This is a genomic window from uncultured Tenacibaculum sp. (assembly GCF_947495995.1).
GTDB lineage: Bacteria > Bacteroidota > Bacteroidia > Flavobacteriales > Flavobacteriaceae > Polaribacter.
Genome location: NZ_CANMAX010000003.1, coordinates 252568 through 265057, shown reverse-complemented (window position 1 = coordinate 265057; position 12490 = coordinate 252568). Strand labels below are relative to the sequence as shown.

Here is a 12490-nt window from a genome sequence, read left to right as displayed (position 1 = left end):
TTATTGTAAATATTATTTTCTAAAGATATTCATATCATTTTTAATAATAGATATATGAGTCCTTTTATCCTCAGAAAACAATAGTTTATTCGTCAAAAATCCCCCTAACCTCACGATAAATTCTTTCAAAATTAGCCTCTAAATCAGCTTGAGTAAATGCCTGTTTTTTATTTGGTAACCGCTTCTCAATCTTAGCCAACTTAAACTGTACCTTCTTATCCTCACCATCAGCAAATGTGATAAACTCACCTTGCTTTAATCTAAAGAATACGTCTGCTCTAATTTTAGGGATTTCACGTTCGCCTGTTGTGATGCGAGTGTCAAAATTGAGATTATGCCCTCGATTTACGCTCGTAGTTTCTCGCTTAATGAGTTCAAAAAAACGCTCATAGTATTTAGCCGTGTCAGGGTCATTTACTTTCCCGAAAAACTGATAAGATAAGTTACTCAATATTGCTTTACTAGCTTTGTCTCCATACATCATATCATTCTGAATTTTATCCTGCATTACGTAAATGGTGGCTATATCATAGCTACGCAATGTTGCCGGAATACGATGCATATTTAGTAATCGAATGGTAGGCGCTTCTTCCATCATTAAAAACGAATGTTTTGAGTTCCTTACACTCATTTGTTTTGTAATGGTGTGAATAATGGTGGCGATAATCGGCGAGTAAGCAGTTTCGTATTTTGGATTATTCACCACAGATATAATGGATGATTCTTCCTGGCTATTAATGTCCAACGAAATATCATCGGCAGAGAGCACCATAAAAATCCGTTGCGTACTAATCTTTTTAAGCGCATTGGCCAGGGTGCTTTTAACTCCAGCCGTTTGTCGGTCAGAATCCTTGCCACTTATAAAAGCATCTGCCATTGCTCTAGAGGTTGTATTTGAACTTAAAAAATCGATTAGGTCATCTGTTTCCAGTATTTGGTAAATCGCTATAAGATGTGGTAAGGTGCAGTATTTTGGATATGAGCAGCGCAATTTCCAAATCAAACCACCAATCAATCCCTCTGCGGCATCGTTAAAGAATTTACTTGCACCTGTGCTTCCAGATTCCTTTTGCTCTAAAAGATTTTCAATAAGTACGCGCGCTACTTCATTCACGCTTTCCTCATTTTGCATATATCGTGGTGCAATTGGATTCACACGGTCATAGATATCATCAAAGGAAATGACTCTAAAATCAATACCACGTTTTTCAAAAAGTGGATATGCCATTTCCGTAATTTCAAAATGTTTGTAGTCGTGTATCACGCCACAAAATCCATATTGGCTAAAATGAGTCAGTAAATTAAAAACAACACTCTCGGTTTTTCCACTTCCTGCAGAACCGATAATAGAAGCTCCGCGCTTGATGTTGTCAATTTTAAAGCTACCTCGCTGTACTTTGAAACGAACTAAATACTTATCGTCTGCATTATATGTTTCGTTTTCCTTGTGTAAAAAAACGTATAAAACTGTATTGAGAAGTAATAATGGACAACCTATGTAAAGAAGCTGTTCAATTGATTGTAGTAGATATCGATTCGTTTTAAAAAGCACTCCTAAACAGAAAACACTCAATAAAAGATTGATGCCATAAGCGTAGCGAGTGAGCTTGAATAGGCTAGAAAATACTAATCCCATTCCAAACAATAATCCGACGATAAATAATATAGTTTCTTGTTCCATATCATACGCCTATTGAGCCTGATTTTATGGCGATATCCACACCTCGCTTTAAATAGCGAATGGTCTTTAGAGCCAACTGAACTTTATTGGTTGGAATGCTCGCTATAGGCACTCCTGCTTTCCCTAAAATTTTAAAGGCTATCGCTTTATCACTTGCTGGCAAACCTAGTAATGTAGAAAAATAGAGCTTCGGGTTTTTGATAAAGTCCTTCTTCGATTTGTAAGATTCTGCATAGTTGCGCCTATACCTAAAAGTGGTGTCAAAGGTCTGTTCCGCTTTCGCGAAAAAAGAATCCCTATCAAAACCACGCTTTACCAATTTACCATTCATCATCACTTCAGAAGCTTTGTACTTACTTCCTGGAGATAGACTGACAGAATTCGATACATCCTTGCGACTTACGATGATATGAATATGACTTTGGTTACCTTCCTTTAGCATTCCTTGGACAATGCGTTTTCCATTTTGTTGGTGTGGCGCTTCGGCTTCTAGTTTTGCTATTTTCCTTTGAATTTTCTTTACACTACCATTGGCTTCACCACGTTCAATTTTCCGAACTTCATTTTTAAGTTTGAGGATTTTGGTAGCAAAAGTTTGGTTCTCGCGCACCTTTTTATCCGTTCCTTTGTACGTGCGTTGATGCTCGATTTTAGCATAATATTTTATATCATCTACCGTGATGGGTTTACCATTAATTTCCCGATTAAAAGATGCCGCATAATCTTTCATTATGGCTCTTGTGTAGGTCTTTAAATCCTCTCGGTTGTTTTGTAGTTTTCGTAATTCATATTTGCTAGGGCTAACCGTAATTGAATAAAATTTAGGTTCTTTCTTTTTCAATTTTGCAGTGTTTCCGTCAATATCTTTAACCACTTCAGACGCACTTATTTCATCACCATATTGATTGAAAAAGTGTTCCATTTCCTCTTGCTGCAAACCTTCATTTTCCTTCTCTAGATAGTCCACAAAATTGGCTACACTTTGTGAATATTGCCCTCCCAATTTTTGCGCTGTTATAGTGATATACATTTCTTCAACTTTTACAATTCGTTATCCGGTTCTAGTTTTTCGCGAAAGCGCATTTCGTTCTTTTTATAGGGGTCATTCTTTTCAACCATCCGTTTTCTTTTTGGTGGTTCTGCCTCGACAAAAAGCGATTGTATCATAGCTGCTGTAGGCTTGGTTTGGTTCTTTTCAATGTCCTTCATAATCGCTATCACACCGTTGATTCTCTTTTTGATAAGGAGCGAAATTTTATGTTCTAACGTTTGCATATTTGGTCCGATAGATTCGTGTGGTGAGATACCATTTTCTTCAAAAAACTCAATCATTAAAAGCAAAGTCATCGATTGAGATTTATTCATTTTCTTGCTGAAAACACGAAATCGTTCTGCCACGGATACTTTAATTCCGAGCTTCTCAAATCGTTCTTTTTCATAGCCTTTATCCATTTTTCTGAAAAAATTTGTTGGTTTTATTGGGCTTCAAGAGTTTTTTCTGAAAAAACACTACTTAAAATTTTAAAATCAAAACAAGTAATCCTTGTTAACCATCGATTTTACTTGGGTTTTGAAAAAACTGAATATCGAAACATCGCGCCAGCGTGTTACCCTCTTGCTATTCCTTTTCGTCCCGTGTGCGGGACAAAAAACAAGTACCATTACATCCAAAAATGTAATGGCTTTTATACTGCTGGAAAACTAAACACGAATTTTTAAGAGTTGAAAAACTCAATTTTAAAAGTATTTCTAAGAGAATTGAATTTTCATTGCGAATTACAAAATGAGGTATAAAAAAAGACCTCCGATTTCTCAAAGGTCTGGTTACATAAAATTCGTGATTTAGATATTAAAAATATAGTCATACGAATAGAGGTTTCGCATTGCTTCTTCTTCCAAAAGGGTTTCATAGTTAATATGATTTTCTTTGGCGTATTTTTTCAAGTCATTTCCAAATTTACGGGCTACATCTTCTTTGGAATTTGACATTAACTTTTGTTGCGTTTCTGCATCGAGATTACTGTAGTTGAGATAAACCATAATTCAAAATTTAGAGAATATGACTATCCTTAAAACTGAAATAGTCTCCATCGGGTGCAAAGATTAAATGGTCCAATAACTTAATGTCAAAAAAGGAAGCTGCTTTCTTTATTTTGTCGGTCAAAAGTTTATCAGCTTCACTCGGTTCTAACTTACCACTTGGATGATTATGGGCTAAAATTATCGCTACCGAAAGCGACTTTAATACCGTTGCAAAAAGGATGCGCATATCGACCAATGTTCCCGTTATACCACCTTGTGAAATTATATGTTCTCCTTTTACTTTATTGCTATTATTTAATAGCAGAATTTTAAAGGTTTCAAACAGTCCAATCGTGCCTTTATCCCAATTTTCAAATAGCAATTCTGCCGCATCGCTAGAATGCGACACTTTTCGCCATAGATGAGATTTGACACCACCTATATAGCTTATTTTTATTTCATTAACTTTGTTCTTCATTGTAATTTTCTTTAAGAGGTTATAAATGAAAAAGAGGGCGCATCTTTCCACAGGAACGCCCTCTTTTATGTTTTATCTATTCTTCGCCTTTTACACCAAGCAATAGAATTTCGTTAGCTACCACCTCGGTAACATATCGTTTTTCACCTGCTTCGGTTTCATAGCTTCTCGATGTCAATTTGCCCTCTATGGCAACTTCTTTTCCTTTGCCAACGTATTTCTCTACGATTTCGGCAATCTTACCCCAGGCGACAATGTTATGCCATTGGGTGTTCTGTACTTTTTCTCCGTTAGAGTTCTTGTAAAACTCATTGGTAGCAATTGAAAAATTGGCAACTTTTTTACCACTTTCTAGGGTCTTGATTTCGGGAGCATTTCCCACGTTTCCGATTAACTGCACTTTGTTTTTTAGAGTACTCATAATAAATGATTTAAGAATTAATATTTGTTTTAAAAATTGATTTACTTATTATATCTGAAGCGTTTTCCTTTTGTTGTTTTTTTAACTTTTGTGCTGCTTCCTTTTTGATGATTTTGTAAGATTTCATAAGATTCAGTTTTGATTTACTTCCCATAGAGCCGTCGCTGTTACCTTTTTTGTTGCTTGTGCCTTTCAATATTCAGGCTTGGTAAGACGTATAAAAAAGAGCGACGTAGGAGCCTGGCTTTATGCCGTCGTCCAAGAATGAATGTTGTTATTTTGCTGTCAAAAAAGCCGATAGTGGCGGTTCGGGAAGTGGGTTAAAACCGCTTTAGAGAAATATAAAATCATAGGAAGTAGCACAAAATGCAACTACAATTTTCCTATCAAGCGGACGTAATCCGCAATTTTTAGATGGAGTGAAGTGTTCCTTTCCAGCCTCTGCGGAAAGGGTTAACGTAATGGAAACTCAAAATTGTGGATTGGGTCCAAGATATCTGTGAGTGAAGCTCTTTTCCTGAAATGGAGAGTAACGGAATGAAAGGGAATGTGCTGAGTGGGATTTACTTCTAACTCATTCTTTGTATTCGTATGGCATTCAAGATAGCCAATAGTGCTACGCCTACATCGGTGAATACTGTTGCCCACATCGTGACCAAGCCACCTGTACCCAGAATAGATACTATCGTTTTTATTCCAAATGCCAGAACAATATTTTGGCATTTAATATTTCGAGTTGACGAGTTCAACTAAACTGGCAAAAATGCCAAAGCACCCCTGAAGGGTCGTGCATAAATAATTCCCGTCCCCAATCAAAAGTTTTAATTTCGGTAAAACGAACATATTTATATTTGTCTTGAAGACCTCTTGATTTAAGGTCTTTTTCACAAGATTCAATATCATCTACTTCTAAGAATATCATTGAATTATGAATCCATTTTTTCACATAGTAGCGTTGTAGGTAAAAGGCGAGATTCTCATTCACTTTGAACAATGACATCTTTTCATTGAGTATTACTTCTTCAAAACCTAATTCTCTATAAAAAGTGCGAGACTCATTAAAACGGCGAGCACCAATAAAAGTCCTAATGTTTTTAGCAGTATAATTCATTAACTGCAACAACTTTTATCCTGTTGAATAGGTGGACAAGCCACGGTGCCATAAGAACAGAATACACAGCAATCGCCCTCTTTAGGGCGTAATACTTCTTTACAATTTTCACAATCATAAAAGAATTGACAAGCTGTTGTTGGCATTTCTTCTTCTTTCTTATGTCCACAGTTGGGACACGTAATTGTAGATTCTAAAATAGCTTCCATTATTCTATGATTTTATATCCTGTTTTTCCAATGGCAGTTGCAATTTCACTAGCAGTTACCTTACTATTATCAAACTTTACAAAAGCTTTGGAAGTCTCATAATTTGCATCCACTTCTAAAATGCCCTCTAGCTTATTTACCTCGTTTTTAATATGGGCTTCACATCCTGCACACGTCATTCCCTGAATAGAATAAGTCAATTCACTTACGTTACTTTCAGATACATAAACAACTTGCTTTTCAGCATTAGAATTGGAGTAAAATAAATGTGAATAATACGGAAATGCCAACATTGTACCTGCAAATATTGTAACCAAAAACAAAAACTTTTTCGATTGAATAAATTTAGGTTTCTCGTCTTCACAGGCACAATCAATATCCTTTGGACGTGGCTTTAATTTTTGATACCAGGCAAAACCAAGAATCAGAACGGTTATACCTATTAAAATGGGTCTGTAGGGTTCTACCCAAGAAAAAGTAGAAGCAATTCCTGTAGTACCAGAAAGCAATGCCAAGACAGGAGTAATACAACATAAAGAAGCTACAATAGCTGAAAACAATCCAGCAAAAGCAGTTCGATTAGATGTCATTGTTTTTTTCATATTATGCAATTTTTCTTCCAGATGCTACATTACTTAAAATAGCTGCCAAAAATGCTTCGTTCTCCTTTGAAATACTATAAAAGATGGTTTGCCCATCTCTGCGGGCAGAAATAACATTTATATCCTTCATCTTACGTAAATGTTGGGAAATAGCGGGAACACTCATTTCTAAAATATCAGCAAAGTCACAAGGGCACAATTCGGTTTCCCTTTGCAACAAAAACAATATTTTAAAACGAACCTCATTACCCGCCAGTGCCATAATTTTACTTATCCCTTCAATGGAAGTTGATACCTCATTTAAATCTTCTTTACAACGAAGTATTTGAGCTTGGTCTGCTTCTGCTCTAATACAACTAGTTTCAAGTTTCATACAACTTATTTTGAGCAAAAATATAAATATGTAATTATTTAAGCAAATACTTAAATACAAATTTGAGTTAAAATAAACTTGACCCGAAGATTTTACAATAAAAAAGGGATTGCTTGATGATAAAAATAACTTTTTAAAACCCTTAATTTACAAGCTAAGACCATTTCATTCTTTGTAACCTAACCGCATTTAAAATTGCTAATAATGCTACACCAACATCTGCAAATACCGCCTCCCACATTGTTGCTAAACCTCCAGCTCCCAAAATCAAAACGATAACTTTAACGCCAAATGCTAATATGATATTCTGCCAAACAATTTTACGTGTGGAACGACTTATTTTAATGGCTCTAACCACTTTTGAAGGTTGGTCGGTTTGAATGATGACGTCTGCCGTTTCTATTGCAACATCACTACCTAGACCACCCATTGCAATACCAACATTACTTGCTGCTAAAACTGGTGCATCATTAATACCATCACCAATAAAAGCTACTTTATTTTTAGGATTCTGTTTTAAAGCTTCTACTTCGTTTAATTTATCTTCTGGTAGTAGTCCACCTTTAGCATTTTCAATATTTAGCTCTTTAGCGACTTGTTGGGTGATGGAATCTTTATCACCTGAAAGCATCATAATATTTTTGACACCTACTTTATGCAATGTAGTAATCGTTTCTCTAGCGTCCTCTTTTAACTCGTCTGCTATCACGACATAACCTGCAAATTGATTATCGATTGCTACTAATACTATGGATTCTACAATAGATTTCGTTTCAGATGGAACACCAATATTATTGGCAGTCATTAAGGCTTTATTTCCTACTAAAACGGTTTTACCGTTTACAATTCCTTTTAAGCCTTTACCTGCAATTTCTGAAACTTCTTTAGCTTCAAAATCTTCTTCATTTTCTTGATATTCCATTATGGCTTTTGCTATTGGATGTGTTGATTGCTCTTCCATAGCCATTAGGTATTTCATAAATTCAGATTCTTCCCAACCAGTAGTTTTTATGTCTTTAATATTAAAAACACCTTTAGTAACGGTTCCTGTTTTGTCCATTACCAATGTATTTATCTTGGTTATTGCATCTAAAAAGGAAGCGCCTTTAAACAAAATACCATTTTTAGAGGCTGCGCCCAATCCACCAAAATAACCCAACGGAATAGAAATCACCAACGCACAAGGACAAGAAATCACCAAGAATATTAAGGCTCTGTACAGCCAATCTCTAAAGACATAATCTTCCACAAAAAAGTAAGGCAGAAAAGTAACCCCAATAGCCAAGAAGACTACAATAGGCGTATAGATTCGTGCAAACTGTCTGATAAATAATTCCGTTTTGGATTTACGTGCTGTCGCATTTTGAACCAAGTCTAATATTCTCGCAATAGAACTGTCTTCAAACTTGTTGGTTACCTCAACTTCGATAACGCTTTCTAAATTAATACTACCTGCGTAAACCTTTGCTTCTTTCAGAATGGAATCTGGTTTGCTTTCACCCGTTAAAGCTGCGGTGTTTAGAGATGCTTTTTCGGATAATAAAATACCATCTAACGGTATTTTTTCGCCTACGCGAATTTGTATTTTCTCTCCAATATTTACATCTTCTGGCGACACACTTTTATAATCACCATCACGATACACATTGGCTTCTTTTGGTCTAACATCTAATAACGCTTTTATATTTCCTTTTGCTCTGTTAACTGCTGCGTTTTGAAATAATTCACCTACTGCATAGAACAACATTACAGCAACACCTTCTGGATATTCACCGATAACAAATGCACCAATTGTGGCAATAGACATTAAAAAGAACTCGGTAAATACATCACCTTTTTTAATACTATTCCAACCCTCTTTTACTACCGGAAAGCCTACAGGTAAATATGCGATACTGTACCAAGCAATACGAACCCAATCCTTAAAAAAAGAAATATCAAAAAAATCTAATCCTATTCCAACAATTAGCATTGTAAAACTTATGATTGCAGGAATATATGTTTTGAATGCACTTCCATCTCCGTGGTCGTGACCATCATCGTGAGAATGTTTCGTCTCTGAATTTGATTTTAAATCTCTTAAATTGACTTTCTTTTTTTTCATTTAATATCTAATAATTTTTCAATATCATTTGGAATAGGCATACGTTTTAATGGTGGTACGTTTGCACCACCTGTATTACCAAGTGGAACGTGATTTATAAATGATTTCCAACCTCCGACAACTAGCCTTATTATTTGCCCAAAGACTTCTTTGGTGCTTCTTTGCATTAAACCAAACCTTAGCATTAACCAATGGGAATAAGTATGCTCTATTGGGTAAGATTGACCTATAATATGACTACGCTCTAAGTGACACCAAGCATTAGCATATTGCTTTTTTATGAGGTATTCTCTATAATATTTTAACTCTGAACTATAAGCTTCTTTTAGATGTCTCGGTATTTTTACATTAAACTTCATATCCATCTATTTTGGATAAAAGTAGCTTAATAGTCTGTGCAACGGAAGTGCATTTATTAGGCACTGCATTTATCGCAAATACCTTTTACTACCAAGTTTACATTTTCTGAAACAAAACCATCGGGGACTTTTATTTGTGGGATTTTATGTTCCGTTAAACACACTGTTTCTCCACAATTGTTACAATGAAAATGAAGGTGTAAATCTTGTTCCATTTCACAATTGCAACCTTCTTCACACATCGCATATTTGGTGATGCCAGTGCCATCATCTATTTGATGTACAATTGCTTTTTCCTCAAATGTTTTAAGAGTTCTATAGAGGGTGGTTCTATCTGCCTTCGCGAAAGCATTTTCTATATCACTCAAAGTAACTGCCACCTTTTTTCCTGCAAGGAACTTGGATATCAGCAAGCGCATTGCCGTTATCCGAACTCCCTTTGATTCTAATAATTCTTCTATTGTCTGCATAATTAATCGTCGTCTTCGTTTCCAAAGGGTTTTAAAATGATTCCTACACTAAAGATAAAACCATCTGTGGGCGCATAAATTTCTGGAAAGGTAGGGTTTTCGTGTGGCGGCAGTACCAAAGGCGAAAACCTACTTTGTCTTCGGTCTGTAAAGTTCTCAAAATTTACAAATGTGCTTCCCCATTTAAAATTACGCATTACAAGTAAGCCCATTGTAAAGAAATCTGTTGTTTCAAATCCATTTGAAAGTAATTGTTTTCCTGTGTAATAGGTTTCATAACCAATACGCCATTTTTCAGATTCATACATCAAAACACTCCCTGCATTGTGCTTTGCAGTAAGTGGTTTCTGTGGATTGCCAGGTAGATAATTTAGGCGCGTGTCTATAAATGCGTAATTCAAAAACCACCTAAAATCTTTATAAGTAAACTTGATATTGGTTTCAGCCCCTTTACTTAGAATTTCTCCAGAAGCATTTTCAAACTGAAATAAATCACCATCAACAGAATTAAGTAGTAATCCGTTTCTAATAGCTGTCAGATAAAATAATTGGTTTACGGAAAAACCAATTTCATCGGTCAATCTTGTTTGATAGTTAAAATCTAGGTTAAGACCATAAGAACGTTCCGCTTTCAAAGCATCCTTATCAATCTGTAAGACATTTCGAAAATTGATAAATTCCGCTTCCTCAGTAAAAATATCTGGAACTTTATAGCCCAAACCACCCCCAAGTCTGCTAGAAAAGTTGTTGTTGGATTTATACAAAAGAGAAATTCTTGGCAGCGCAAAGAATCCCCAATCAATAGCATAATCGGTGCGCAGTCCTGTTTCAAGAATCCATTGTTCCGAAAGGTCATAGATGTTATTTGCAAACAATCCAACTGTAACGTCCTTTTGGTCACGTTCTAAAGGATTTCCCCGTTCATTAAATACTGTAGAATATAAGTTTGCTCCTAAAACCCAATCTGCTTTTACTCCTTGCTTTTGGTAAGCAGCTTCTGTAAAGGTGTTCCATTGACTGCCTTTAAAAGATAAATCTGGTATGTCCAAACTCCTATCAAAAAAAGCAATACTGTTCTTTACGGAAATAGATTGAACAGAATCAAATTGAGATTCAAAAACGGCTTGTGTGCTTACCCGTTTGGATAGGTTTTCTTCAGTATATTGATGGATTCCATTTTCGCCATCTTCAATTTTTGTAATATCACCACCTTTTCTATCATCATAAGTTCCATTGATTCCAAACCAGAAAGTAGTATTATCTGAGGGATAATAAAACAATTTAGGATTAAAGCTTATAGATTGAGTCTGTGGTAGATTACTAAAACCATCATCCTCTGGGTCATATGCTTTTTGATAATGACCTGAACCGTAAAGTGTCCAGCCCCATTTATCTCTTCGTTCGCCATAGAAAACATTGGCGGTACTACCTAAGGCCTGTGTTTGGGTTAGCATAATATCCAAAGCTGGTTCTTCGTTTGGCGTTTTTGAAACCATATTGACCAATCCTGCAATAGCACCACCGCCATATAATGTTGACGAACTACCTTTGATGATTTCAAATTGCCTTAAATCCAATGGTGGAATCTGTAAAATGCTCAATCCACTTGAAAAACCGCCGTAGAGCGGAAAACCATCACGCAATAGTTGCGTATAGCGCCCATCCAAACCTTGTATTCTAATGTTGGTATTTGCACTACTTAATGAGGTTTGTTGCATTTGTATTCCCGTACTTTCACGAAGCACCATAGAAATATTGGTTGGGTTCATTATTGCCTTTTCTCCTAATTCTTCAGCACCGATAAACTCAATACGTGTAGGTATTTTTCTTACTGTCCTTGTGCTTCGTGTAGATTGTAGTACAACTTCGTCCAAAGCATTTGAGCTTTCTTTTAAATAGAAAATCAATTCTTCATTTGAGGGAATTGTGATGAGTTTTTCCAAAGTTTCGAAGCCCAAAAAGGAAATTTGCAATTTATATTCGCCATTTGGGATATCCTCTAAAAAAGCAACTCCATCAAAATTAGTTATTGCACCTTTATTTAGGGTTTCAATATACACGCTTGCACCAAGCAAAGGTTCCTTCTCTTTATCTGTAAAAATTTTTATTTCTAACGTATTTTGAGCGTAACCAACAGCACAAAATAGTAGCATAAGCCAAAGGCTTAATAGACTTTTATTCATATGTATTTTTAATAAATTGACTAAATAATGTAAGTGGCGATTCTTTATCGCTTAAAATTTTAGCCAATTCTACGAGGTGGTTGAAAGAAGCGAAACGAGACATCTTGGACAATAGCCATATCCTTTGAAGTAATCTCTCCATCAATTAATTGGTGTTCCGTATCGGTGAAGAAATTAAGGGCGGAAATGCCGTGGGCGTGACAGCAGTGACAATGACAAAAAGGTGAGCACATTTCGCAATCTTGGTCGTGGTCACCGTCAAAATCAACTACTGATATAGTTTGAGAATCATCTACAATATTTGCATCATCATTACAGGGCACTACTTGAAGTGCCAAGAAATAAAATGATAGTATGATTGCAAAAAATTTCACAATGCAAAGATAAAAAGATTTTGATGCAACTGTAGTGCAAAGAACTTATAGCATTCCTTTTTAATAAAAAAGAGCCTCTTTACAAAGACTCTTTCATTATTAG

The 12490-nt window shown here is 35.6% G+C and carries 15 protein-coding genes; all 15 read right to left on the bottom strand.

Features of this window, described 5'->3' with window-relative positions; all coding sequences use genetic code 11:
• Window positions 1–85: 85 nt before the first annotated feature.
• The 15 genes from Q1A15_RS10375 to Q1A15_RS21030 all read right to left on the bottom strand — a co-directional run bounded on the left by Q1A15_RS10375 (window position 86) and on the right by Q1A15_RS21030 (window position 12387).
• Window positions 86–1681, bottom strand: coding sequence for a type IV secretory system conjugative DNA transfer family protein (locus Q1A15_RS10375; RefSeq protein WP_299622940.1), 1596 nt, complete (start codon window positions 1679–1681; stop codon window positions 86–88).
• A 1-nt stretch (window position 1682) separates the two neighbouring features.
• A complete protein-coding gene (mobB, locus tag Q1A15_RS10370) occupies window positions 1683–2711 on the bottom strand; it encodes a MobB family relaxase (RefSeq protein WP_299622937.1) in 1029 nt (342 codons plus the stop codon).
• 11 nt (window positions 2712–2722) lie between these two features.
• Window positions 2723–3133, bottom strand: coding sequence for a BfmA/BtgA family mobilization protein (locus Q1A15_RS10365; RefSeq protein ID WP_299622934.1), 411 nt, complete (start codon window positions 3131–3133; stop codon window positions 2723–2725).
• A 390-nt stretch (window positions 3134–3523) separates the two neighbouring features.
• Window positions 3524–3721: a hypothetical protein gene (locus Q1A15_RS10360; RefSeq protein WP_299622932.1), complete on the bottom strand. Its 198-nt coding sequence runs from the start codon at window positions 3719–3721 to the stop codon at window positions 3524–3526.
• Between the two features lie 10 nt (window positions 3722–3731).
• Entirely contained in the window at window positions 3732–4181 is a 450-nt protein-coding gene (locus Q1A15_RS10355) for a JAB domain-containing protein (RefSeq protein WP_299622929.1), read from the bottom strand.
• A gap of 76 nt (window positions 4182–4257) precedes the next feature.
• The gene (ssb, locus tag Q1A15_RS10350) at window positions 4258–4602 is read right to left on the bottom strand and encodes a single-stranded DNA-binding protein (RefSeq protein ID WP_299622926.1); all 345 of its coding nucleotides are present in this window, start codon (window positions 4600–4602) and stop codon (window positions 4258–4260) included.
• 745 nt (window positions 4603–5347) lie between these two features.
• Entirely contained in the window at window positions 5348–5713 is a 366-nt protein-coding gene (locus Q1A15_RS10345) for a glyoxalase (RefSeq protein ID WP_299622924.1), read from the bottom strand.
• Window positions 5713–5922, bottom strand: a complete 210-nt coding sequence (locus tag Q1A15_RS10340; RefSeq protein WP_299622921.1) for a GDCCVxC domain-containing (seleno)protein — start codon at window positions 5920–5922, stop codon at window positions 5713–5715. The genes Q1A15_RS10345 and Q1A15_RS10340 overlap by 1 nt, the downstream gene beginning before the upstream one ends.
• The gene (gene merTP / locus Q1A15_RS10335; protein WP_299622918.1) at window positions 5922–6524 is read right to left on the bottom strand and encodes a mercuric transport protein MerTP; all 603 of its coding nucleotides are present in this window, start codon (window positions 6522–6524) and stop codon (window positions 5922–5924) included. The genes Q1A15_RS10340 and merTP overlap by 1 nt, the downstream gene beginning before the upstream one ends.
• 1 nt (window position 6525) lies before the next feature.
• Window positions 6526–6897: a metalloregulator ArsR/SmtB family transcription factor gene (locus Q1A15_RS10330; RefSeq protein ID WP_299622915.1), complete on the bottom strand. Its 372-nt coding sequence runs from the start codon at window positions 6895–6897 to the stop codon at window positions 6526–6528.
• A 154-nt stretch (window positions 6898–7051) separates the two neighbouring features.
• On the bottom strand, window positions 7052–9001 hold the full coding sequence (locus tag Q1A15_RS10325) for a heavy metal translocating P-type ATPase (protein WP_299622912.1): 1950 nt from the start codon (window positions 8999–9001) through the stop codon (window positions 7052–7054).
• Complete coding sequence (locus tag Q1A15_RS10320) at window positions 8998–9360, bottom strand: DUF3703 domain-containing protein (RefSeq protein ID WP_299622909.1); 363 nt, start codon at window positions 9358–9360, stop codon at window positions 8998–9000. Before Q1A15_RS10320 ends, Q1A15_RS10325 begins: the two co-directional genes overlap by 4 nt.
• A gap of 56 nt (window positions 9361–9416) precedes the next feature.
• A complete protein-coding gene (locus tag Q1A15_RS10315) occupies window positions 9417–9830 on the bottom strand; it encodes a transcriptional repressor (protein ID WP_299622906.1) in 414 nt (137 codons plus the stop codon).
• 2 nt (window positions 9831–9832) lie between these two features.
• Window positions 9833–12013, bottom strand: a complete 2181-nt coding sequence (locus Q1A15_RS10310) for a TonB-dependent receptor (RefSeq protein WP_299622905.1) — start codon at window positions 12011–12013, stop codon at window positions 9833–9835.
• A 59-nt stretch (window positions 12014–12072) separates the two neighbouring features.
• The gene (locus Q1A15_RS21030) at window positions 12073–12387 is read right to left on the bottom strand and encodes a DUF6660 family protein (protein WP_363322671.1); all 315 of its coding nucleotides are present in this window, start codon (window positions 12385–12387) and stop codon (window positions 12073–12075) included.
• Between the last annotated feature and the right edge of the window lie 103 nt (window positions 12388–12490).

Coding starts and splice junctions, on each gene's coding strand:
- Q1A15_RS10375 (WP_299622940.1), bottom strand. CDS start 1,681: ATGGAACAAGAAACTATATTATTTATCGTCGGATTATTGTTTGGAATG.
- mobB (WP_299622937.1), bottom strand. CDS start 2,711: ATGTATATCACTATAACAGCGCAAAAATTGGGAGGGCAATATTCACAA.
- Q1A15_RS10365 (WP_299622934.1), bottom strand. CDS start 3,133: ATGGATAAAGGCTATGAAAAAGAACGATTTGAGAAGCTCGGAATTAAA.
- Q1A15_RS10360 (WP_299622932.1), bottom strand. CDS start 3,721: ATGGTTTATCTCAACTACAGTAATCTCGATGCAGAAACGCAACAAAAG.
- Q1A15_RS10355 (WP_299622929.1), bottom strand. CDS start 4,181: ATGAAGAACAAAGTTAATGAAATAAAAATAAGCTATATAGGTGGTGTC.
- ssb (WP_299622926.1), bottom strand. CDS start 4,602: ATGAGTACTCTAAAAAACAAAGTGCAGTTAATCGGAAACGTGGGAAAT.
- Q1A15_RS10345 (WP_299622924.1), bottom strand. CDS start 5,713: ATGAATTATACTGCTAAAAACATTAGGACTTTTATTGGTGCTCGCCGT.
- Q1A15_RS10340 (WP_299622921.1), bottom strand. CDS start 5,922: ATGGAAGCTATTTTAGAATCTACAATTACGTGTCCCAACTGTGGACAT.
- merTP (WP_299622918.1), bottom strand. CDS start 6,524: ATGAAAAAAACAATGACATCTAATCGAACTGCTTTTGCTGGATTGTTT.
- Q1A15_RS10330 (WP_299622915.1), bottom strand. CDS start 6,897: ATGAAACTTGAAACTAGTTGTATTAGAGCAGAAGCAGACCAAGCTCAA.
- Q1A15_RS10325 (WP_299622912.1), bottom strand. CDS start 9,001: ATGAAAAAAAAGAAAGTCAATTTAAGAGATTTAAAATCAAATTCAGAG.
- Q1A15_RS10320 (WP_299622909.1), bottom strand. CDS start 9,360: ATGAAGTTTAATGTAAAAATACCGAGACATCTAAAAGAAGCTTATAGT.
- Q1A15_RS10315 (WP_299622906.1), bottom strand. CDS start 9,830: ATGCAGACAATAGAAGAATTATTAGAATCAAAGGGAGTTCGGATAACG.
- Q1A15_RS10310 (WP_299622905.1), bottom strand. CDS start 12,013: ATGAATAAAAGTCTATTAAGCCTTTGGCTTATGCTACTATTTTGTGCT.